Genomic DNA, 21662 nt, shown 5'->3' with positions numbered 1-21662 from the left:
ATCCTGAGCTTGTGCGGGCTTTCCCTGATTCATTACACATCTTTGCTCCACTTAAAATCATAAAACTGAACAACCGATCCGTGGAAAATTACGCTCCTTTTAAAATCAAAGCTGACGACTATTACCTGATCAAAGCTGAAATCGAGTTATTACCCGAGTACATGATGCTGTTTGCTAAACACGGGTACGAACCCAATGGCTACTGCTGGGAAGGGCATATCATTCAGATTTTAGAGAAGGTCAATCCGGACTTACTGGCTCATATTGAATTTGATCCGGAAGCGGGTGGCTTTTACGCAGTGGCTGATTCCGAAGCCAGTCAACTAGCCTTTGTGCATACGCTCAGCCCTATTTTCCAGGATATGGAAACGCTGGAAGCATACATTCGTACGGCGGATCGTGAACGCGTTGACGATTAGCATTCACGCCCCTATTCAACGTCTGATCCAGCGAAGGCCCTACCAAAAAATTTGGTAGGGCCTTCGCTGGATCAGCCATTACGCATACTTTATATTAGTTCATGATCCTAAGCGTGACTCCTGCAAATAGAGCTGTACAGTCTTTCCGATCAGGTGTATTGAAAATCCACGCATTACTGCTCAACCTTCTCGCCCATCTTTGCCGTAATCCGGTCGCCTTCGCAGATGATTTCGTAATAGTAGCCATCACTGAAGGCCACTTTCGAGCCACATTTGCAGCAACGGGTATTGTAGCCATCCGTCTGAATCTGCGTACCACCGTGACCGTCGCTAACCAGAAAAAAGGACTCGCAGTCCAGACAATACTCACTTCCTTTGACCTTCGTTCCGGCGGGCAGGGACGTCCGTTCGGCTGTCTTTTCCCCGCTTCGTAGGGCTTTAAATGCGGCCTGTACTTCCACCGTATCTTTGCCCTGTACGGCATAAAACGTAATGGGCTGGCCGTTGCGTTGAGCCACCGGAATCTGAAATACGCTATCGAGCTGCGAACGCCCCGACCGACCGTTGATAAACACGATGGGCGTACCGTCACCCCCTTGCGTGCTAAGGGTCAGTTGAGAAGTTCCTTTTTTGGCAATCCGTACCGTCAGGCCGGGTGTGGGTGTTGTGGTTAGTTTACTGAGGGTCCAGCCCACCAGTGATAGTAATCCCAGAATCAATACAATCAGGGTAACTTTTCCTATTTTGGTTAATCGCATAACTGGTTGGTAAGGTTAGAAGTTTTTGGCTTCGCGGGTAGTGATTTGAATATGATCTTCGGCAATTTTTCCATCGTTGTTCTTCCGGCACTTCATGAGGGTCTGAAAGGCCGCCAGCGAACCGACAAAAATCCGGTAACCGCCTTCGTTTCGCACGTAACCCTGCTGACTGGGAGCCGTCGGTAACGGACAAAAGGCTTCCTCGGAAGCGTATGCCAGCAGGTATTCCGTGCCGTAAGGAGGCGAGCAGATAAAGGCCGACTCGGGTGAGATGCGAACGGGGGTATTTTCCTGACCGGGTTTAATGACAAAATCGGATTCGAGGAGCGTTTGAGTACCATCTGCCAGGCGATACAGGAGTCGCAGGTGACAGGGTCGGTTAGCTGTAGCTTCCAGAATCATTTGCTGTCCCGCCCAGTACTCCACGCCGGTACGGCCCCGATCGGTACGAATTTCGATCTTCAGAGCCGATTTAGTCGTCGTCGTAATCTGTCGTAAGGTATCCTGTACGTTTCGAACCCGTTCGTAGTTTTCGGGTTTTAACGGCAACTTCTGCTCTACCAGCCAGCTCAGCGGAAGCTCGGAACTACGGGCCTGAGCCAGTACTTTCCGGCTGGCTCCATCCACCACTTCCATGCGTAGGCGTAACTGATTGAGGTCTTCTTCGTACGAACCCCGAATAATCCAGGATTTTTCGTCGGAATCGGCCACTGATCGTACCGGTATTTGAGTATGCCGTTGCCAGCAGGAACTAAGCATGGCGAACACCTGATCCGACAAGGCATCGTTGATCCCGCAATTTTTGTACGTAAATCGCTCCAGTACCAGCCGTTTGACGTTTGGAGGCAGGTCTTTCTGTACCTGAGCCGTCAGGGTATCGAGCACCGACAAAAGGTCTTTGGGTTTTTCTGAACTAGCCAGCGTTTGACTGGTAAAGGCCGTGGTGGGTCGCTGTCCAACTTTAGTGATCCCTACAATCCTGAAATTCAGGAAAGAGTTCAGGGTGGCATGAAAGGAAAACTGCACCCGAAACTCCGTTAAGTTTTCGTAAGTAAAAGCCTTGTTCTGAGCATTCTGCCCCTGAAGTGTTTTGATCAGGTATACATTCAGATACGGCTCCCCCGCGGTCGTCCGCTGAAAGTCGTACTGCACCTTTGACCAGTCGAGTGCATGAATGATCGGTTTTCCGCCCGAGAAAATCCGGCAGTCTTTCACATACTCCTCGACTGACGTTTGGGTCCCCTTTGGTTCGCGAAACTCATTGAATACCAGAACTTCCTTGTCCCGCAATGCACCCGTAATCAGCCCTTTGAGCTGCGGTCGCAGGGCATCGAAGGGCTGATTGGCTTCGTAATGGGTCAGGATTTCGAGATTCGTCAGGTACTGATCCGTAATCAGCCGACGGGCATTCTGTATAATCTCGGTCTGTTGGGCAGGTGTATACGACTGAGCCCAAAGGCTGGATAAACCGCCCAAAAACCAGCCGAGAATTCCCAAAAATTTCTTCATAGGCTACTGATGATCAATGGCTACCACCAGAGGTACTACCGAGCCAACGGCTTTGGGATCGACTTCAAAACCTACTGCGTCGGTACGGTACTTGATTTGGGCTGCAGGAATTAATTCGTCCTGAAGAGCCTGTTGCAGCCGATCCGTCAGATTCCCTGAACCTTGCTGAAGCTGATTGAGTATCGTGTTGAACGTCAGTGGTTTTTTCGAAAAGAGAACGATCAGGTAGTCAGTCCCTTTGGTATCATCCAGGGTGATGGATTTATGATCGGCCGGGTACGCAACGGTGGTATGGGGGCCTAACGCGGGGCTGATGCCTGGAGCATAGGGGAAAAGCTGGCTCATCCGAAATGTCGTATCCGTACCGATCATGTACACATACGCCTGCTCACTGGTATTGACCAAAGCCTTAAACGCCGTACCGGACGATTGACTTTCCGTGGTACGGTACATCGTTAGTTCACGCGGATCAGTACTGACCACCAATCCCTTTTGCAAGCTTCGCTGGGCCTGCAATTGTCCACCTTCCCGCAGCCTTAACTCCATCTGGCCTTTCAAGGCTACGGTCGTTTCAGCAATGGGTACGGTGAGGTCCGGAAACGCCTGATACGCTTCCCAGGTAAAACGGGCTAGATCCTGGTACTTAATCCAGCAATAGCCGTGATCCGCCCAATCGCTGCCCCAACTGTTGACGATCCGAAAAGCTCCACCGTACTGAGCATCGTCGTAGCCAATCACGCACAGGGCGTGGCCCCCTTCCCGAGGCATTCGTTCATCCCCCGGAGCGGGCTGCCACACGGTCTGCGTAGCAAAAAACGACAGCGGCGTCTGCATACCGATCACAACGGGGTAGCCTTCGTTCAGAGCCTTTTTGATGGCAAGTGTTTTCTGGGCGGCGGGAGCCAGTAAGCCAAACAGGCGAATGACATCCCCAATTTTGTGCGGCGAAGCCAGTTCGTCCAGATCCTCGGTAGTATTGCCGCAGTTGGGATACGGAAACGCTTCGTACTGCGGAGCACCGTAGGTTTTAAGACTACTCAGGGCATCGACCAGCCGAGAGCCTTCCTTACACTCCAGATCCGTGGGAGCCTTGATTTTGTCGTAGGTGTAGCTGGGAGAAAAAGACGCTGCCTGATTGGCTGTATGCCGTTTGCGGATGTTGTCGAGCATGGTACGCAGGTAATACGTACTGGCAAAACCCACGCAGGTGCCGTAGCCTTCGCCCTGATTCATGACGGGTGGAGCGTAGGCCTCGTAGGAAATGCGTTTGGCCAGATGGTCGTAGCTGTCTTTGGTAAGTACGGCTTTCAGGGGGAATTTTTCGTAGGCCGCGTCATCAAATTTCAAACCCGTAGGGTATTTTTTCTGAGCAACAACTGTATTTAAACTCAGTACAAGGGCAAGTAGTAGAGCTTTTCTCATGCCAACTAAGGTTTGGGGGTGGCGGACAAGGTATTGGGGACTTCCGTAATTTTTAATTCGTAAATCTGCCAGTAATCGTTCGCTGGCGGTATTTGCGACAGGGGAATGGTTACTTTCGAGACGCTCGAACTCTGGGGTTGATGATTCTCGAAACGTTGTACGTCAAAGTAAATCGATGCGTAGCTGCTGTATTTCCCATTTTTATCTTTTTTGACATCCTGAAAATGAATCACTTTCACGGATTTCATCTGGTAACGAACGCCCGACGAACGGTTCAACTGACTCAGGAACTGCGGTACGGCAATCCATTTTTCGGTTTTATTGGGCAATTCCACGATAAAATACCCCGAGGGAGCAAACAACCATTCACTCTGTTCCTGGAGATACTTCAGGTCCTGTCCTTTCGTTTTTCCACTGAGCCATTGCATGACGGTATCAAGCTTGGTGTCAATCGGCCAATGGATGGCTTCCCGGCTCTGGGCTTTCAGGCTCTGCGGAATTCCGAGCAGCAGCAAAACGAAGCCAAGTGCGTAAATTTTCATAGAATCAAAAACGAGGGCTTTTGTTAAAATGAGCTTTACTCAAACATCACTCCCCTTAGCCTAAGGTTATCATTTTCAATCTATAAATTTTTATTCGGGCTTCCAGAACGCTCGCAACGCGGGGGGTAGGTCTTGTGGACTTTGCCCTAGATCACTGATCAACCAACCCGAAGGTTCGGTTTCCCGGCTGAACGACTGAATTTTCAGCCACCAGCCCTGATGGATGGGCCACCAAAGCTGACTATCGAGCGAGAGCAGTACCTGAGCTTCCTGATTGGCTATAGCCCGTACCAACGCCATCAATCGCGGTGAACGGTCCGGATGGATACAGGAGCCGAAGTTCACGCCCACCCGCATGATCCGGGATAAACCCATGAAATTAAGTTCATGAGCATTCGGCGGAATGAATACGAGCGAGTCCGTCGCGGGTACTAAGGCCCCGGAGCTGGATGGCCACTCGGTATCCACGTCCAACAGTTGCCAGGACCAGTTACCGGCCTGCTGCTGTTTTTTCAGATACAACTTTACCTTTCGTACGTCCTGCTGCCAGCGAATCTGGAGGCTCACCTCGGCGTACAGGCCTTCCTGCGTGGGCTGGATGGGCTGTTCGCCAAGCGTTTCGAGGCATTGCTGAACGAGCGAAGCTTTGGAAGACAGTACGGAGGCATCCATCAGTTCCAGAATCCGCAGGTGTCGGGCGGCGGAGGGGTTTTCATCCAAAGCCGTTGTATCATTGAATTTCCTGAAAAAATCGCTCATGAAATGAATGCGACTTTTCATGAAGGGTTCGGCAGGTTTCCGCTGAATCTGGATGAATGATACAGCTGCCGTATCCCGACGGTTCTCCAGGAACAGCGAATCCGTTTCCTGAGCCCACACCTCCCCTACCCCCGCCAGCAGTAGTCCCAGCAGCAGCCCGCGTGGCATTTACTGATTGGGCTTTTTAGGTTGGACTTCCGTCACGCGGACATCGCCCAGTAGTACGGTCCATCGGTGCTCGGCGTAGAACGGATCTTTCCGATTCCGCAGGTCTATTCCAAGTTGTTTAACCGTTTTGTCTTCGTACTGCATCCGGCCATCCTTTCCTCGTCCCTGAAAATGCTGGAAATACGTGGCCGTGGTTACGTAACCCGTCTGGGTTTTCTCCCAATCACCCACCAGAGCCAGGTCGTAGAACGTAATGTTTACGTCGAAATACCTTTTCTCCAGATTCCGTAGCCGACGCAGGTATACGGTCAGCGGATACTCTTTGACCAGGAGTTTGCCCTTTACTGAACCCACCTGCATCCGGGAATCCGGTAAAAACAGCATCTGGGCATTTTCGATGGCCAGTTCCCGTACCTGTCCGGACTGCGTAGGATCAGCAATGATGGACAAGTACCGCTGAAATTCGGCTACTTTCTGCTGAGTCAGCTGCTGGAAATCCTTCAGCTGTTTTTCCGACAACTGATCATCGCGTACCTCTAACCCTTTCGTGACGGGCAAGGGCTGGGCCTGGGCTACGGAAGCCAGCCAACCAGCGACTACCAGACTAACTACATATTTCATGGGCTTGTACAAGGTTAAGGTCTTACCAGATTTCCTGAATGGCAGCTCGTTCGTAGTGTACACCATCTGACGAAACCGTCGACAACCGCTCAATCAGATTGATTCGCTGAATTTTACCGGCGTTGAGGTACAGCCGCTGAATAACCTGTTCAATGGGCTGTACTTCTCCTAAGGTCGTATTGACGTAAATATCAATCCGGGCTTTCTTCGTGAAATACTCTTTCACCTGCGTCAAGAGGGCGTACCGCTCGGCTTCGGGCCGCTGGATGTCCGTCAGTGCATTCAGGTACTGATTGATGCGTTGAAAATCCGGCTTGGGATCGGTTACGACAGCGAATGGCTGACCCGACAGGTGAATTTCGTAGATGGATTTTCGATCCCGCGTGGCAACGTGCTGATTGAGTCGGCCCTGCGTATCTTTTAACAGGGCTTGCCAGGAAATACTGCGGTTGTACCGACTTGCCAGTTCCAGAGCTTCGTCGAAAGCCCGCGTGTAGTAGCTGCCCGAATCCGCGTGGGCACAGGAGGTTTGCGGCGGCTGACTACTAGCAATCAGAACGTCTCCTGAGGCTTCCCCAAACAGTTTCCGATACGCCGCATTGAGTGAATCGTTCGTCAGCGTAAGACCCCGGATCAGTGGTTTGCGACCCACCATTCCCCGGATATTGTTGGATAAATTGTTACAGCAATCCCCAAAACTGACACACAAGCGAGCTTTTTTACTTTTAAGAGCGGTGTGTAAGGCCTTTAGCGAAGGATTCTGACTCCGCTCCGCTGCTTCTTTGTGCAGGTACAGCAAAGGAAAGGCGTCGCTCCGCTTGCTTTCGTTGTAGCCGTGGCCGGAGTAATAAAAGAAGATAACGTCCTGTGGTTCCACCTTCAGTGAATCGATCAGGCGATTCAGGTTCGACCGATTCAGAGCGTCCCCTGACAAGGTTTGCTCGTTCAGCCGCACCCGTAAGGCCGAAGCAATCTGCGTACACTGCCGGTGCATGACTTCCAGGTCGCGTTGGCAGGCCGTTGACAGCAGGGGATCTTTCGTATCAGCTACGAACAGGGCATGCAGCGTCTGAGCCTGTATTACCTGCTGAAAGAACATTCCCAGCAACAGCAGTATTCCTTTTTTCATCGTTCGCTGGGGTTGAACGTAAATTTACCCCGGAAGCGTCCTTCAATGTAGGGTGGCTGACGGAAACCTCTTTTTTCCAGCCCAAAATCAATACGTTCGATCAGTTCCCGAATGTCGAGGTCCGGCGTATCAATGTGTTGAATGAGTTCACTGGTGAATAATCCGTTTTTCCCTTCCCCATCCTGAGCGGTTTTGCCGGGTTCGGTCGCGTACACGATCATGGTACCCACGGGTGGGTTGATGGTGGTATGGCTCATCTCTCCGATGCCGCGTTTCCAGGAACGGTACGGGTTATTCCGGCAGGCATCCCAGAACACCAGATTGGAGCCATTGGGATTCACTTCTTCCATGCGGGCAACGAGCTGACGCAGCGGAAAGCAGTCGAACTGAACATCTGATTCACTGGCCGGATCGGCATCGACGGGTTGTACGTAATTGTCTCCATTGACCATTAGGCCATGGCCCGCGTAGAAAAACAGACTGACGCCTTTGTCGGTCAATCCGTTCGTGAATTCGTCAATGGATTTTTTCAGCTCTTTCCGGCTCTGGTTTTCGCGGAATATGACGCTGAATCCCAGTTTTTGCAGGTGCTCCTGCAACGCTTTCCCGTCATTGACCGGATTTTTGAGCGGGTGCTTCGTGTACGAATCGTTGGCAATAATCAAGGCCGTGCGTTTGGTCAACCCTGCGATTCCGGTTGGTGAAGTCGGACCGGTTTGATAGGTAATGTAATGCGATTCAGAAACCGTTTTTCCCCCGCTATTGACGGCCACGAAATGCAATTCATTCGCACCCGGCGTCAGCGTCAGCTCTTCACTGATTTCCTGACCGCAGCTTACTTTCTTAAATCCCCGGGCTTTGCTGCTAAACGCTTTACCATTCAATACAAACTGGTACTGCGAAACAGCTTCGGTGGATTGTACGCATACGGTAACTTTCAACTGCGGTTTTTCGACCGTCAGCTGGGGCGTGGATGGGTACTGCCAAACGATCCCCGGAGCTTTGAGAGGCACCTTGGGGGTTTCCCACTCGCCTTTAAACTTATGATCATGCTGGGCCTGACTAAGCTGAGCCCCCGCCAGGAGTATTCCCAGAAGTAACGTTTTTTTCATTGCCGTTAGAACGTTAAGTGATAAGCAAGGGTGGGTGTATTACCAAAGTACTGCACCGTAATGCGTTGCGAAGCGGTCCGTCTGAGACGATCATTCTGAACACCTTTGATGACACTGTAAATCACATCCGCCGCCAGAATCAGGCCGGCTCCCCGAAAGGCATTCATGTAGCGTTTGCGGTGCTGGTTAGCCGCATCGTAATAAGGCGTCGCGTCCCGCTCGTAGGGCTCGGTCATGTAGCGGTCGTATTGTTCGTTGGCTTTTTGTCGTTCGAGGAAACCGTAAACGAGCAATCCACCGTACGCGACCGTGATGAGCGGCCGGTAGCCCACTTTCCGGTGTACCAGCATATTTCCTAGACCGGGTACGGCTATCGAAGCCAGAGCACTCAGGGGGCCTCGGCCAATGGGTTGCTGGCGGGGAGCTTCTTTCACGCCAACAATGGGTTGAATGGCTTCGTCGCCCATGGTAAAGCCGTCCAAAGCAAAATCCCAGTAAATGACTTTATTAGTTCCAGACGACAGGTTTCTGCCCACGTCTCCGGTAACGGTACGAATCTTCAGTAAACCTTTGGTACGACTGGCAATTTGCAGGTAGACGGAATCCTGCTCGGTGAGCTTCTGTACGTCGTACGTAATCTTCATGCGATCCGCCGTGTAGTCCGTACGGATATTGGAAACGACGGGCTGAGCAAGGCTGAGCGACAGACAGCCTAGTAGGAAAAGCCCGGTGAGGAGGCTTTTGATTAGGAAAGTATTCATGATTAATGCTTGGAGAGTTCCCGGATTTGTGCTTCAGTAAGGGGGATATTGTAAACACGGATATCATCCATATAACCTTTCAGATTATATTCATGGCTTTGATGCTGAGCACCGAAACGTAGATTCCCGCCTATACAATTTCGGATACCTGAACCTCCAATATTCGTTGTTACTGCCAATAATTCTCCATCCACATACGTTTTTCCAACTGCTCCATCAAATACGGCTACAAAGTGGTGCCAACTTCTCTCATCCATAGGTTTTATGCCATGAGCCCCCCCCAAACTACTGACTTACTACAGTCATTATTGATCTGCGGCTTAACATCAGCATGAATTCTTAAATTGTGATCTCGCCCTTCTGATTTAATCCATGCACTATATAATTCAAATTCTGCTGTAGTGAAATCGGATTTATAATACAACTGTTTGTTTAAAGCTGTAGACGATGTATCTAAACCTTCTGGGATTCTAAACCATAAACTAATAGAGAGTTTGTTAGGTCTAAGTGATTCATGATCATTAACATCTAGATAACCACTTTCTCCGTCAAGTCTTAGAACTTTTTCAGTCTTATTGTTTCTACCAGTAGTTATAATATCTGCACCAATCTTAAGCGTTCCAGTATTATTCTTTCCGCTTAAATCCTTAATCTGCGTACCCGTATCCGTATTGAAATCATAATAGGCTACCAAGCCTGTCCAAATATCCGCACTGGTAGTTTCGAACTTCTTGATTTCCCCATAATGATATTTTCCATTACTATCCATGATATAAGAACAGTAGTAGTAAGATACTCCAGGGGTAAGATTTGATAGGGCTATCACAGCTGAATCTCCCGCTGATACCGATGACAAAGACTTTGTATCAGCAGTACCTACTTGTGGGGAGCTATTAATGTAAGAATAGCAGATTCCGTACTGAGTAGCAGCCGGTAAGCCCACGTTGAGGAGTTGGAAGGTTACGTTGGCCGTAGTATTGTTCACCCGTGAGGAGCTTCCGGTAGCCACACTGGGTACAACGTCCTGAACGACCGTAACGGATCGGGTAATCGTAGCCTGTTCACCGCACTTGTTCGTCAGTTTGACCGATACCTGAACCGTCTTTGCTTCTTTGTACGTATAGCTAGGATTGAAGGTGCTTGCCGTACCCCCGTCTCCGAAACTCCACTCCACTTTATCAAAATCAGCGGCATTGACGTTTAATGAATAATCAACTTTCAACTGATTAGTCGCGGCTGCAATTTGGGCAGTAATGGGCTCGCATTTCGGAAAAATCCGTTGTGGGAATTTGTCTTTACCACAGCTAACTACCAGCAGAATAAGCGGGAATAAACAGAGTTTTAGAAAGGAAATAGTGATCCCACGTAGATGTTTTTCCATGAAGATTAGTTAAAAATGAGGGCGATGCATTAACAAATTCAGAGGGGTAAAATTAATGCTTCTTACTTACTTCTGTATATACATAAGAATAATTTATCTCACTTTAACACTTGATATATGTAACCGGGCTTTTAAAACCTTTCAGCACTTATTCAAATTCATTTAGCAGGATTACTCACATAAATTAATTTTCCTTTTTATTCATAATCAGTTTAACAACTAGCTACTGATCAACTACTTACCAGTATAATATTTGTTAATAGACTAAAAAAATAAACTGTATTGTCACCAATCGAATTTTAACCTAGCGAAAATTAGTATTCACGTATTTCTACGTAAAGCCTGATTGTTTTTGCTTACAAGATTTAGGCAACCCTGTTTCTTCAAAAATGTTCCGTTTATTATTTCGTAAGTTTGCCAGGGTAACTACTTATTGCTTATATGCTTCCTTTTCAAACGCTTTTCCATTTACTGGATGAAACGATAGATTTAATAGAAATCAAACGTTTGGATTTACCAGATGAAAAAGATCCCAGCCAGCTGTATTACTGGCTGCTGATTCGCGATACTCAGATACAGCGGTTAACGTTTGTCTCTATGACCCGGAACGAAACTTCTCAGGAACGTGTCTTTAAGGAAGGACTCCTACATTTTGATACCGAAATGGCTTTGTATACGGATCTCGACACCCTGGAAACTCACCGATTAGCTGTTCAGAATCCGGCTATCCTTTCCGAGGCTCTTGGGAACCACATCCAAAACTATTTGACCGTTCAGTAGCAGTATCCCATTAACGTTCGACTCCCTACGTAGCTCATCGGCACAAGGTTTTACGGAGGAGACATCAGGCAGGGACCAACGACATAAGCTATGTACATAGGTTTAGGTATCAGAAAAAAGTTAAAAGATCTTCAACAACGCTTTCAGGCTCCTGGCCTCACCGTGACGGCTAAGGCTTTTAAACCCACTCCTCAGGTGTCGGGTACTGACCTCCCCTATTGGCCCGTCATTACGGCTGCGAATCCTACCGAATTACAACTGTTCCGCTGGGGCTTACTAAGTCCGGATACCCGGCCGGAGCAAGTTCAATCTACACCCCTGCGACGCCTGCATTTGCCCACGGAGGAGGTAGTGAAGCGTACCTTTAGTAATCAACCGCTGGAACAGGGGCAACGATGTCTGGTCTTGGCAGACTGCTTTTACATTCATCGGCATGAAGGCAAAAACCGCGTCTTATATCAGATTTCCCTCCGCTACAATCAGCTATTTGCTCTGGCGGGTATCTTCCAAATCTGGGAGCAGGATACGCAGACCATTCCAACGTTTTCCTTACTGACCACACCAGCAAATTCGCTGCTGGCTTTCCTTAATAACAAGTACCAGCGAATGCCGGTCATCATTGATCCCGAAGCAGAACCGCTCTGGAATTCTACCCTTCCCTTTTCCGATCCGGCAATTCAATCGCTATTACATCCTTTCGACCCGGCACAACTGAAAGCCGAACGACTTACGCACACGGAACAATTGTCTTTGTTTGACTAAGGGCCTTCCTTTCTTCCGATGAATAAGTTGTGTTTTAATCGGTCTTTTCGTTCAAGCATTTTGCTTTAAAATTTGTATTGTAAATCAGACATTTACATACTCTAAAAGGTTAATCAAACTTTCTTAAAGCAATTTAAAAGTTGTGTTTTGATCGGTCTATATCTTCCGTTGTCTAAAAATCCTCTCGTTCATTTCTTAAAAAAATGATACGATTAGTCCGTATATTCGGACAAATACTATTTATTTGTCCGAATATTATTCCATCTTCTCTTGTTGTATGCTCACTCACGAAGAAACGCTCTTATTTTTTCGCCGAAAACCCGCTCTTTCGGTCTCAGCCATTGAAAAGCAGGCGGGCTTACCTTCCGGAACTTTGGCTAAGGCCATTTCCGGGGATCGTACGCTGAATGACAAACACTTGGCTGCTTTGTACCCGGTATTGCTGGAATACGGTTATGCTGAAATGGCTGAACGTAAAGCCCGTATCATCTCGGTAGTGAATCACAAGGGTGGTGTAGGCAAAACAACGACTACGCTCAATCTGGGTAAGGCTCTCTCACTGGCAGGTTTTCGTGTGTTGTTGGTCGATATGGATTCACAAGGCAACCTGACGCAATCGCTCGGACAGGATGAGCTGGACAAACAGGTTGTACACGCCTTACTTAAAAACGAACCCTTGCCGATTATCCCCATTGCGAAAAACCTGGACTTAGCCCCGAGTGATCTCGAGTTGGCCTATGCCGATCTGGAGCTGGTTCAAGTCGTAGGTGGTGTGAATCAGCTTAAAATGCATTGGCTCCGGTTCGCGGGAACTATGATTTCATTTTTATTGACTGTCCCCCCGCTTTGAATATTTTCACGAACTCTTCTTTAGTTGCCTCCCATAGCTGCCTGATTACCCTTCAGCCGGAAGCGTCCTCGATGAAAGGGGTAAACCATCTTTTTGATCGTATTGCTCAGGTACGGGACCGGATCAACTACGAATTGAAAGTAGAAGGGATTTTATTAACGATGGTAGATAAACGTCTGAACGTTCACCGGGATATGATTCAGAACATCCACGAAGCGTTGAGCAACTTCCGAATCTTCAAAACGGAAATCCGGACGAACGTAGCCCTGAAAGAATCCCAGGTAGCCCAACAGGATATTTTTACGTATCATAAAGATTCCAACGGTGCGATTGATTACAAAAACCTGGCTACCGAATTTATGCAATCCCGAGCTTAATCCCTTCTCCGATGAAAAAATATCAGATTGGTCTGAACGACAAAAAAATCATTAAGGATCAGAGTCTGCTACGGCACGAAGAGATCAAGAATCGGATTCTGGTTTTACCGGAACTGGAAGCCTTCATACCGCCCCTGTTACCGGAAGAATATAACCAGCTGGAAGCCAACATTAAGAAAGAAGGTTGTCGGGAAGCCCTGCTGATTTGGGAAACGACGGAAGCTGTAGCCCAAGGAACGGACAGCGACGCTCCGGCCTACGTATTGATTGATGGACACAATCGTTACGCCATTTGCAATACGCATCAGATCGACTTTAAAATTCATCTGGTTCAATTCCCAACGAAAGAAGCCGTTTACTTCTTCATGATTGAAAATCAGTTGGGTAGACGAAATCTTACGCCGGAACAGGCTTCGTATTTGCGGGGCTTGCGGTATCGCACGGAACGTCAGGCGAAGGGTAAATATGACCGTTCCGGACATAAGGGTCAAAATGACCTTTATGCTACAGAAGAACTCGAAAACCATAAGGGACAATTTGACCCTTATGCCAGTGAAGAAGGTCAGCTCGATCATAAAGGTCAAAATGTCCCTTATGAAAAAGGTACTACTTCCGGGCGTTTGGCGGAACGTTTCAATGTTAGTGAAAAGACAATCAAACGCGACGCGGAATTCTCTCAGGGAATCGATAAGCTAACTCCGGAGTTGAAAAAGGATGTACTGAGTGGTAAGGTAAAAATCAGTAAGGGAGATATTCAGCAATTGGCTTCTTTACCCGTCGAATCATTACCCACGCTGGATGCCGTAAGTCAGGCCTTGGCCAAACCAGCTGTGGAGGAGAAAACCGAAATAAAAGACGATCCTGAGGTATTGATGAATCAGTTACGGAAGAAGTTAAGTCAGCTAACCCGACTGAGTGAACCCAATGACGAACTCCTCAATTCGATTATACGAATCGCGAGGCAGTTAAAAAGTAAAAAGTAAACGAGAGCGGTGAATTTCACCGCTCTCGCCGTTTATAGACCATTGTATAGCGTTTTCTTGGTAACATAGGCATGGCGTTCTGAGTAACAGACATTTCCGATAGTTACGTTTGGGTTTTCAAATACAGGAAAGATGAAAAAAGGATTGCAATATTTAAAAAGTTGTGTTTTGATCGGTGAACTTGGAATAGTACTTACCGATGAGGTGATATGGAGTGTATAGCAATAATGAATAAGTTGTGTTTTAATCGGTCAGATACAACGCTTGTGATCATACATAATCTATTGAAAAACAGAGTGATAATTTCGTTATGAACTTACCGTAAGTAATCAGATCCGTTTTAAAAGTTGTGTTTTGATCGGTGCATTCGGGTTGATTCCGGTAGTTAATTCGAGCAAATTTCAAGCCAAGAAGGAATACTTGTAAATCAGCGGGTTGAGCAGTGAAAAAAGGTACGAATAAGTTGTGTTTTGATCGGTGAATACACGCTGTAGGGCTGAATAAGTTGTACTTCAATTGGCGGTTTTTAGAACAAGATCGGGCTTCCCTTTAGGCTTGGCTTTATACGAACATCCGGCTACTGGATCTACCTTAAAAGTTGTGTTTTGATCGGTGGTTTTAAAAGTTGTGGTTTCATCGGTAGGTTTCGCAGCCAGTAAACCAGGGAAAAGTACCGTACTCTGGCAAAAAGCTTTCAGGCAATAATAAGTTGTGTTTTGATCGGTGTGTATTCGTAAACGGACTCCCAAAGAAAGATGATTGAGTAAAAGCAGTAATGTCAACGGCAACCGAAAATAGCCCAGAAGCCTTTCAAAACCTGCGTAGAGAGGCGATCGTACCTACTAATGACGTCCGGTATCAGCTTAAGCTACAGAGAAGGCTATAGGACGGCATACATTTGTCTATATTCTGAAATTCAAAAGTCGCTAGTATTTTAAAACTAAATATTTAGTTCACGCCGGACTTCTTTTTTCTTTTCCTGCCCGCTTTGCTTTTTGATTTTTATTGTTTTTTACTCGCTTTAAAAGAAGAAAGAAGCGGGGGAGGGAGGACGTTACAACAGCCCTATAAACGCTATAATCAAGTAATTGGGTTTTTCAATTACTCTTGTTATTCTCTTGAAAGGAAATTTTTAAAAAATAAACAATTGATAACCAGTAAATTATCCTGTGGATAACTTATAAAAGTTGTGTTTTGATCGGTAAAAAGTTGAGCTTTCATCGGTGAAAGAGGGGTAAAAAGTTGTGTTTTGATCGGTAGAATGGGGGTAAAAAGTTGTGTTTTAATCGGTAAAAAGTTGTGTTTTGTAAAATATTGTACAACAAATTAAATCAGACTCCTATATTTGTCTCACTGTCAGCAACCTATGGCTTTATGAAAAAACAGATTGAACTGTATCAGGATAACTTTATTACGGAAGCTCGCTATGAAATGACGGAAACGGAGCGGAATATCATGTACATGGTGATTTCGCAGGTACGTCCGGACGATCCCCTCAATAAAATCTATCAGGTATCGATTAAAGAGATTGCTTCCGTGATGGGAAGTGAAGAAATCTATTACGACGCTTACAAAAAAGCCACGGCTAAGATTGTGACGCGTCTGGTGGAAGGGTACTTGCCCAACGGAGACTTTCTCCAAACCACCTTCGCTGCTTCAGCAACGTACAAAAAAGGAACGGGAATCATTGAAATCGAACTTTCCCGAAAAATCCGCCCCTTTTACGTCGAACTTAAGGAGAAGTTTACCAAAATTCAGTTACAGGCAGCGATGATGCTGCAGTCCATACACGCCAAACGCATTTACGAATTGCTGTGTATGTACAAAACATGAAGAATAAAACCTTCAGTCGCAGTGTGGTGGAACTAAAGTCCATGCTGGCCATTATCGATGCAAAAACGGGAAAAGATAAATACCCCAAATGGACACATTTCAACCGGGAAGTGCTGGAAATCGCCATGCGGGAAATTAATGGCAATACGGATTTAACGTTCACCTACACGCCTGTATACGGCGAAAAAGCCGGTCGGGGGCGTAAACCCGTGGAGCGGGTTGTGTTTGAAGTAGCCTACGCCAGCAAATCGAGTGCGATTGACGTAACGCCCATTATGGACCGCCTCATCAATCGTTTCAAACTACGGCAGGATCAGGCAGAAGAGATTCTGGAATCGTTTACCATCGAACGCATCAACAAAACCCTGTACGACATCGAGGTACGGGCGGCTAACAACGAAATCAAAAATATTGGTAGCTACACGGCTAAAACGTTCGGTGTTAACTAGTTGAGAAGCGATTTTACGCGGAAGCCATTTTAGTAATCGCTTGTAATTCGGTTTTGGGAGCTTCACAGGTTGGACATACGTAGTGGGCGGGAAGAGCCTGAAACAAAGTGCCTGCCGCAATGTTCTGTCGGGCGTCGCCGTACCGCTCATCGTAGTGCGTCAGGCAGTGCGGACATTCATATACTGTAGGATCGGGCACGGCAGGACGGTCTTCGGCCAATGTCAGGGCAATTGGGCTGGGCTGGTGTCGTTTGCTCGTGTACTGGCGGCAAATGCGTTCTACCTGATGCGGGACGTGCATTTTAAAAATCCCTTTTTCAACCCGAATCAGCTGTCGGCTGTTGGGATTATACTGCTCCGTCACGTAGATATCATAGACCGTTCCCAGTGAGAACAGCCCCCACTGCAACCAGGAACGTTTCCGAATGAGTACCGAACCAAATACCTCGGACTTGGGACGGGTCTGAATGCCGAAGCAGAGTCCGAAGGTGCGGATATCCAGTTTCTCAAAATGGCGACGGATGTAGTTTTTCAGCGTCGTTCCTTCCGTCGTATGATCCTCCGTTTGCCAGGCCAGTTCGTGGGCAGCGTGGCGTACATTAATGGCATACTTCCCCAGTAAGTAGGACCAGTTCGAACGGTCTTTTTCTTCAATGCCTTTGATAATCAGTGATTTCCAGGGAGTGGTGCAAATCTCGCCAATGCGGGTTCGCAGGCATAACTCACAAACTTCCCGTAAAAAAGCGACGGAAAACCAGTCTTCCCGGCTATACAGTCCCAGCCAGCTACGCGAGCCGTACCGGTTGAAACCTTCGTAATAGGGGAGTGAAAATTCGGGTAGTTCCACTTCCTGCGTAGCCGGACGCGTGATGAACGAAGTGTCCATCCTTTCGTACAGAAACGAAACATCTGCGTCGGCCGTCAGCCGTTCTTCCATTTGCTGGGCGAAACGGCCAATTTCGTTCGTATAAAGTAATTCAGGCCAGCGGAAAATCGCATTGGTTTTCGGCTTGCGTAGGTAGACGTACCAGAAATGGGGTTCGGGCGAAGCAATGAAGTTGAGGTGACCCGTAAAAAAAGGCGTAAAGCTCTGTCCCGCATCGGAAAGGTTAATTTTAAGTCGAGGCTGAAACGTCAACTGATCCAGAATGGTATGGTACTCACTTTCCCGCAGCCAGTCGCCGCTCCGGAATACGTCTTCGCCGCAGTACGAACTAATGATATTCGGCTGCTGATCCGTGGTAATTTCGTACGTAATGGGAGTCGTTTTCAGCGATTTTTCCAGAGCCGGTAACTGTTCGTAGTGAACCGTCATCAAGACCTGCTGACGGCTACCAAAACGTATGTCTCGAACCCCCGCTTCCTGGGCCAGTGCCAGGACGTGTCGGAATGTTCCGGGGGAAAGAATACCGCCCGGAGCGTTGATTTTCAGAGTATAATAATCCCGCATGGCTTTACACGCTTACTAAAAACGATTGGAGAATACTACGTACTTCGGGACGGCAGGAGCCGCAACCCGTACCAGCCCCGGTTTTCTGACACAATTGCTGAAAATCAGTACAACCCGCCTGAATGGCCCGTTCGAGATTGCCTTGTCCGACACTGTTACAGGAACATACCAGCTTGCCCTCCAGCGGATCGGCTTTTTGACTGCTGCGTAACACCTGAAGTCGTTTTTCGGAAAGCTCCGTACCCTGAGCGATCAGGTCCCGAAACTCCTGAAATTCATTTTTATCACCCACCAGAATGGCCCCGACCAGCTTGTCCTGATGTACGATGCATTTTTTGTAATAGCGTTTGGCCGCATCCAGAAAGACAATTTCTTCGTAGGAAGCATCCGGAGCTTCAGCCAGTCCGATACTACAGAGGTGCAAACCTTCCATTTTCAAAATGTTCATCGAAACACTGCCGCGATACGGCTGGGTACCATCACCGCTCAGAAAGCGGGCTGCGGCTTCGGCCTGTTGTTCGGCGGCTAGTGTGATACCCCAGATCTGGTCCCGCCACTGGGCAATTTCTCCGGCGGCAAAAATGTCCGGATCGGAGGTTTGCAGGTAGTCATTCACGACTACGCCGCGACCGCATTCCAGCCCACACGCCCTGGCTAATTCCAGGTTAGGAGTAGTACCAATGGCTAAAATAACAGCCTGACAATCAATCGTTCGTCCCGATTTGAGCCGGATGCCTTCTACGGAAGCGGTCCCGTGAAACGTTTGAATTTCTTCGTTGAAATAAATATCAATACCCCGGTCCCGCAGATCCTGATAGAGCATTTCGCTGGCTCGGGCGCGAGTTGCCGTTCCATGAATCGTCCGGAACGTTGAATGACGGTGACCAACAAGCCAGGTGCCGCAGTGAAGCCGCCAGTTCCAGCCCCAGCAAACCACCGCCGACTACTACGATTCGGGCATTGGGTGTACGCAGGTAGGGGCGTAGCGTATCCGCATCCACGCGGGAACGCATATTGAAAATGCCGGACAGCGGCGGTACACCTTTGGGCATAAAAGCCCGGCTGCCCGTGGCCAGAATCAGCTTGTCGTACGTATGTTCGGCTCCGGTACTGTCAGTCACGACTTTATGCACGCGGTCGATATGAACAATGCTGGTTTCGGTATGTACCCGGATGCGGTTTTCCGCAAACTGATCGGGCGACAACTTGACCAGTTGCGACCAGGATTGTTCGCCACTGATGTAGTCGGGGAGGAGTACCCGGTTGTAAAACGGATATTTTTCCTGCGAAAAGACCTCAATTTCATCACTTTGATTCAATGCCCGGTACGACTGAATAAACCCAAGGGCCGCCGATCCCGCTCCTACAATAAGGATCTTTTCCTGCGGTTTCACGTATGCCTGTACCTGTACCGCTGAAAATTTGAAATCAGGCTCCTTCGATTTGGGGTCAATCAGGGTACTGGTCAGGTTGTTAGCCCGTCCCAGCGATCCAGTGCCGATTTTCCCCCAGTGCATGGGCAGAAAACAAAGGCCGTGACGTACATCCGTGGTGAGCTGAACCTTGACGCGTACTGTGCCCCGACGGCCCCGGATTTCAACCAGTTGGCCGTCACGTACCTGCCGGGCTTCCGCATCGGCGGGATGCATTTGCAGAAAAGGCTGGGGGAGGTGCTGGTTGAGCTTCGCCACCCGACCCGTTTTGGTCATGGTATGCCACTGATCACGGATTCGCCCCGTCGTGAGTACCAACGGAAATTCTTCATCCGTGGGTTCAGAAGCATTGCCGTCCGGTACGGCCTGAATCTGAGCTCGTTGGTTGGACGTATAGAAACGATGATTTGTAAATAATCGCTGGGTTGAATCGTCAGCATTTGCCGGGTAGGGCCATTGAATACTGCGTTTTTGACGGAGTAAGTCATACGTTACGCCCGTTACATCGACGTTAGTACCGGCGGTAAGCTGGGTGTATTCGCGATAAACTTCCTCGGCTTTTTCGTAGGGGAACGCCCGTTCAAAGCCCATTTTACGGGCAAATCGCCAGATGATCTCCACATCGGGAAGGGCTTCACCGGGAGCGGTCCGAATCTGGGGCAGGTAGGTAATGCGGCGTTCGGCGTTGGTCATCGTGCCTTCCTTTTCCAGCCAGCCCGCGGCGGGTAATACCACATCGGCAAACGCCAGCGTGTCGGCCCGGCTGGAAATGTCCTGTACCACCACAAAACGGGCGTTAGTCAGGGCTTTTTCAGCGGCGTTCAGATCCGGCATGCTCACCATCGGATTGGTATTGATAATCCAGATGGCTTTCAGCCGATCATCCGCCAGTGCTTCCATTAATTCAGTCGCCGTCAGGCCGGGTTTATCGGCAATTTTCACGGGCGACTGCCAAAATTCTTCTACTTCCTGCCGATGGTGGGCATTGGTTACTTCCCGGTGAGCGGGTAGGGCATTGGCCAGTCCGCCCACTTCCCGACCGCCCATGGCATTGGGCTGACCCGTGAGTGAAAACGGTCCATTGCCGGGTTTGCCGATCCGACCCGTAATGAGGTGGAGATTAATAAGCGAGAGGTTTTTATTAACCCCCACGACCGACTGATTCAGCCCCATCGTCCACAAAGACAGGAAGCCTTTGGAAGAACCAATCCATTCCGCCGCCTGACGAATGGCGGCTTCCGTTACGCCACACAGCTCAGCGGCTTCGGCGATACTGCGTTGAAAAACGCTTTCCCGATAGGCTTCAAACCCATCAGTATGATCCAGAATGAAATTGGTATCGATTTTCTCCTGTTCAATCAATAAACGGCCAATGGCGTGGTTCAGCACAATGTCCGTACCCGGTCGCAAAGGCAGATGCAGGTCAGCGGAACGGGCGGTATCCGTGATTCGTGGATCGACGCAAATGATTTTTACCTGCGGATTCGCGGCTTTGTGAGCTTCAATCCGACGCCATAGGATGGGATGACACCAGGCCGGATTGGCTCCCTGCACGTAGAACACATCGGCTTCTTCAATATCATCGTAACAAACGGGTACGGAATCTTCGCCCAATGAAAGTTTATACCCTACGACGGCCGAACTCATGCACAACCGCGAGTTGGTATCGATGTTATTCGAACCAATAAAGCCTTTGATTAACTTATTGACGAGGTAATATTCCTCCGTCAGGCACTGACCCGACACGTAAAACGCAACGGAATCAGGACCATATTTCTGAATGAACGTTTTAAACACCGCCGCGGTACGCTCCAAAGCTGCGTCCCAGCTGACGCGTTCGAGGGGAGCCGAACGTCCGTATCGCATCTGCGGGTAGAGCAAGCGGTCGGACTGATCCATCACTGTATAGTGCAGGTTCATGCCCTTCGAGCAAAGCAGGCCCCGGTTGGAAGGGTGTTGCGGATCGCCCTGTACGGAAAGCTGTCCCGAAGCTTCGGTTTTCACCACAATACCGCAACCCACGCCGCAGTAGCAACAAGTCGTTTGATGGGTGTTTTCCATAAGGGTAGTTTTTAGAATACAGATAATTCGGAGCAGTTAAACCGATGTCATCCTTAATACTGGCTAGTAACCATTGAGCCTTCCAGGCTGGACCTCTCCACGA

Annotated in this window: 20 protein-coding genes and 1 pseudogene; 8 read left to right on the top strand and 13 right to left on the bottom strand. The window is 48.6% G+C overall.

Going from position 1 to position 21662, the window contains the following annotated elements; genetic code table 11:
* The first annotated feature begins 11 nt into the window (after nt 1-11).
* Complete coding sequence (locus BWI93_RS13725) at nt 12-419, top strand: Imm51 family immunity protein (protein WP_094812220.1); 408 nt, start codon at nt 12-14, stop codon at nt 417-419.
* A gap of 173 nt (nt 420-592) precedes the next feature.
* Here BWI93_RS13725 and BWI93_RS13720 read toward each other — a convergent pair whose 3' ends face one another.
* The 11 genes from BWI93_RS13720 to BWI93_RS13670 form a co-directional block, all read right to left on the bottom strand.
* A complete protein-coding gene (locus tag BWI93_RS13720) occupies nt 593-1177 on the bottom strand; it encodes a hypothetical protein (protein WP_094812219.1) in 585 nt (194 codons plus the stop codon).
* A gap of 15 nt (nt 1178-1192) precedes the next feature.
* Nucleotides 1193-2686, bottom strand: a complete 1494-nt coding sequence (locus tag BWI93_RS13715; RefSeq protein WP_094812217.1) for a DUF4384 domain-containing protein — start codon at nt 2684-2686, stop codon at nt 1193-1195.
* A 3-nt stretch (nt 2687-2689) separates the two neighbouring features.
* Complete coding sequence (locus BWI93_RS13710; protein ID WP_094812215.1) at nt 2690-4108, bottom strand: C1 family peptidase; 1419 nt, start codon at nt 4106-4108, stop codon at nt 2690-2692.
* A gap of 5 nt (nt 4109-4113) precedes the next feature.
* Entirely contained in the window at nt 4114-4650 is a 537-nt protein-coding gene (locus BWI93_RS13705; RefSeq protein WP_094812213.1) for a hypothetical protein, read from the bottom strand.
* A 90-nt stretch (nt 4651-4740) separates the two neighbouring features.
* Nucleotides 4741-5577, bottom strand: a complete 837-nt coding sequence (locus BWI93_RS13700; protein WP_094812211.1) for a hypothetical protein — start codon at nt 5575-5577, stop codon at nt 4741-4743.
* Complete coding sequence (locus BWI93_RS13695) at nt 5578-6198, bottom strand: hypothetical protein (protein WP_094812210.1); 621 nt, start codon at nt 6196-6198, stop codon at nt 5578-5580. It abuts the gene before it with no gap.
* Nucleotides 6199-6220: 22 nt separating this feature from the next.
* Entirely contained in the window at nt 6221-7327 is a 1107-nt protein-coding gene (locus tag BWI93_RS13690) for a caspase family protein (RefSeq protein WP_094812208.1), read from the bottom strand.
* Complete coding sequence (locus BWI93_RS13685; protein ID WP_094812206.1) at nt 7324-8439, bottom strand: caspase family protein; 1116 nt, start codon at nt 8437-8439, stop codon at nt 7324-7326. The genes BWI93_RS13690 and BWI93_RS13685 overlap by 4 nt, the downstream gene beginning before the upstream one ends.
* A gap of 5 nt (nt 8440-8444) precedes the next feature.
* A complete protein-coding gene (locus tag BWI93_RS13680; RefSeq protein ID WP_094812204.1) occupies nt 8445-9200 on the bottom strand; it encodes a hypothetical protein in 756 nt (251 codons plus the stop codon).
* A gap of 2 nt (nt 9201-9202) precedes the next feature.
* The gene (locus BWI93_RS13675; protein ID WP_094812202.1) at nt 9203-9457 is read right to left on the bottom strand and encodes a LamG domain-containing protein; all 255 of its coding nucleotides are present in this window, start codon (nt 9455-9457) and stop codon (nt 9203-9205) included.
* Between the two features lie 5 nt (nt 9458-9462).
* Entirely contained in the window at nt 9463-10581 is a 1119-nt protein-coding gene (locus BWI93_RS13670; protein ID WP_094812200.1) for a PKD domain-containing protein, read from the bottom strand.
* Nucleotides 10582-11088: 507 nt separating this feature from the next.
* On the opposite strand from BWI93_RS13670, the gene BWI93_RS13665 reads away from it, so the two are divergent.
* From BWI93_RS13665 to BWI93_RS28815, 7 genes are all read left to right on the top strand, one after another.
* Complete coding sequence (locus BWI93_RS13665; RefSeq protein WP_176454221.1) at nt 11089-11361, top strand: hypothetical protein; 273 nt, start codon at nt 11089-11091, stop codon at nt 11359-11361.
* Nucleotides 11362-11451: 90 nt separating this feature from the next.
* A complete protein-coding gene (locus BWI93_RS13660; RefSeq protein WP_094812196.1) occupies nt 11452-12123 on the top strand; it encodes an SOS response-associated peptidase in 672 nt (223 codons plus the stop codon).
* A gap of 277 nt (nt 12124-12400) precedes the next feature.
* Nucleotides 12401-12973, top strand: coding sequence for a ParA family protein (locus BWI93_RS29580; RefSeq protein ID WP_369679155.1), 573 nt, complete (start codon nt 12401-12403; stop codon nt 12971-12973).
* A complete protein-coding gene (locus tag BWI93_RS29575; protein WP_369679154.1) occupies nt 12916-13350 on the top strand; it encodes a ParA family protein in 435 nt (144 codons plus the stop codon). The genes BWI93_RS29580 and BWI93_RS29575 overlap by 58 nt, the downstream gene beginning before the upstream one ends.
* An 11-nt stretch (nt 13351-13361) precedes the next feature.
* A complete protein-coding gene (locus BWI93_RS13650; protein WP_094812194.1) occupies nt 13362-14333 on the top strand; it encodes a hypothetical protein in 972 nt (323 codons plus the stop codon).
* A gap of 1374 nt (nt 14334-15707) precedes the next feature.
* Complete coding sequence (locus tag BWI93_RS28820; protein WP_255157860.1) at nt 15708-16166, top strand: replication initiation protein; 459 nt, start codon at nt 15708-15710, stop codon at nt 16164-16166.
* Entirely contained in the window at nt 16163-16615 is a 453-nt protein-coding gene (locus BWI93_RS28815; RefSeq protein WP_255157859.1) for a replication initiation protein, read from the top strand. The genes BWI93_RS28820 and BWI93_RS28815 overlap by 4 nt, the downstream gene beginning before the upstream one ends.
* Before the next feature lie 13 nt (nt 16616-16628).
* On the opposite strand, the gene BWI93_RS13640 is transcribed toward BWI93_RS28815, so the two are convergent.
* Together BWI93_RS13640 and BWI93_RS13635 are read right to left on the bottom strand one after the other, a co-directional pair.
* Entirely contained in the window at nt 16629-18065 is a 1437-nt protein-coding gene (locus BWI93_RS13640; RefSeq protein WP_094812192.1) for a rubredoxin domain-containing protein, read from the bottom strand.
* Between the two features lie 4 nt (nt 18066-18069).
* Nucleotides 18070-21559 (bottom strand): annotated as a pseudogene (locus tag BWI93_RS13635) (molybdopterin-dependent oxidoreductase).
* Nucleotides 21560-21662 lie beyond the last annotated feature (103 nt).

The organism is Siphonobacter sp. BAB-5385 (genome assembly GCF_002261125.1).
Lineage (GTDB): Bacteria > Bacteroidota > Bacteroidia > Cytophagales > Spirosomataceae > Siphonobacter.
This window is presented reverse-complemented; position numbering and strand designations above follow the sequence as displayed.

Bases quoted from the DNA above. Each gene is read 5' to 3' on its own strand.
- BWI93_RS13720 (WP_094812219.1), bottom strand. From the start codon at position 1,177: ATGCGATTAACCAAAATAGGAAAAGTTACCCTGATTGTATTGATTCTG.
- BWI93_RS13715 (WP_094812217.1), bottom strand. From the start codon at position 2,686: ATGAAGAAATTTTTGGGAATTCTCGGCTGGTTTTTGGGCGGTTTATCC.
- BWI93_RS13710 (WP_094812215.1), bottom strand. From the start codon at position 4,108: ATGAGAAAAGCTCTACTACTTGCCCTTGTACTGAGTTTAAATACAGTT.
- BWI93_RS13705 (WP_094812213.1), bottom strand. From the start codon at position 4,650: ATGAAAATTTACGCACTTGGCTTCGTTTTGCTGCTGCTCGGAATTCCG.
- BWI93_RS13700 (WP_094812211.1), bottom strand. From the start codon at position 5,577: ATGCCACGCGGGCTGCTGCTGGGACTACTGCTGGCGGGGGTAGGGGAG.
- BWI93_RS13695 (WP_094812210.1), bottom strand. From the start codon at position 6,198: ATGAAATATGTAGTTAGTCTGGTAGTCGCTGGTTGGCTGGCTTCCGTA.
- BWI93_RS13690 (WP_094812208.1), bottom strand. From the start codon at position 7,327: ATGAAAAAAGGAATACTGCTGTTGCTGGGAATGTTCTTTCAGCAGGTA.
- BWI93_RS13685 (WP_094812206.1), bottom strand. From the start codon at position 8,439: ATGAAAAAAACGTTACTTCTGGGAATACTCCTGGCGGGGGCTCAGCTT.
- BWI93_RS13680 (WP_094812204.1), bottom strand. From the start codon at position 9,200: ATGAATACTTTCCTAATCAAAAGCCTCCTCACCGGGCTTTTCCTACTA.
- BWI93_RS13675 (WP_094812202.1), bottom strand. From the start codon at position 9,457: ATGGATGAGAGAAGTTGGCACCACTTTGTAGCCGTATTTGATGGAGCA.
- BWI93_RS13670 (WP_094812200.1), bottom strand. From the start codon at position 10,581: ATGGAAAAACATCTACGTGGGATCACTATTTCCTTTCTAAAACTCTGT.
- BWI93_RS13660 (WP_094812196.1), top strand. From the start codon at position 11,452: ATGTACATAGGTTTAGGTATCAGAAAAAAGTTAAAAGATCTTCAACAA.
- BWI93_RS29580 (WP_369679155.1), top strand. From the start codon at position 12,401: ATGCTCACTCACGAAGAAACGCTCTTATTTTTTCGCCGAAAACCCGCT.
- BWI93_RS13650 (WP_094812194.1), top strand. From the start codon at position 13,362: ATGAAAAAATATCAGATTGGTCTGAACGACAAAAAAATCATTAAGGAT.
- BWI93_RS28820 (WP_255157860.1), top strand. From the start codon at position 15,708: ATGAAAAAACAGATTGAACTGTATCAGGATAACTTTATTACGGAAGCT.
- BWI93_RS28815 (WP_255157859.1), top strand. From the start codon at position 16,163: ATGAAGAATAAAACCTTCAGTCGCAGTGTGGTGGAACTAAAGTCCATG.
- BWI93_RS13640 (WP_094812192.1), bottom strand. From the start codon at position 18,065: ATGCGGGATTATTATACTCTGAAAATCAACGCTCCGGGCGGTATTCTT.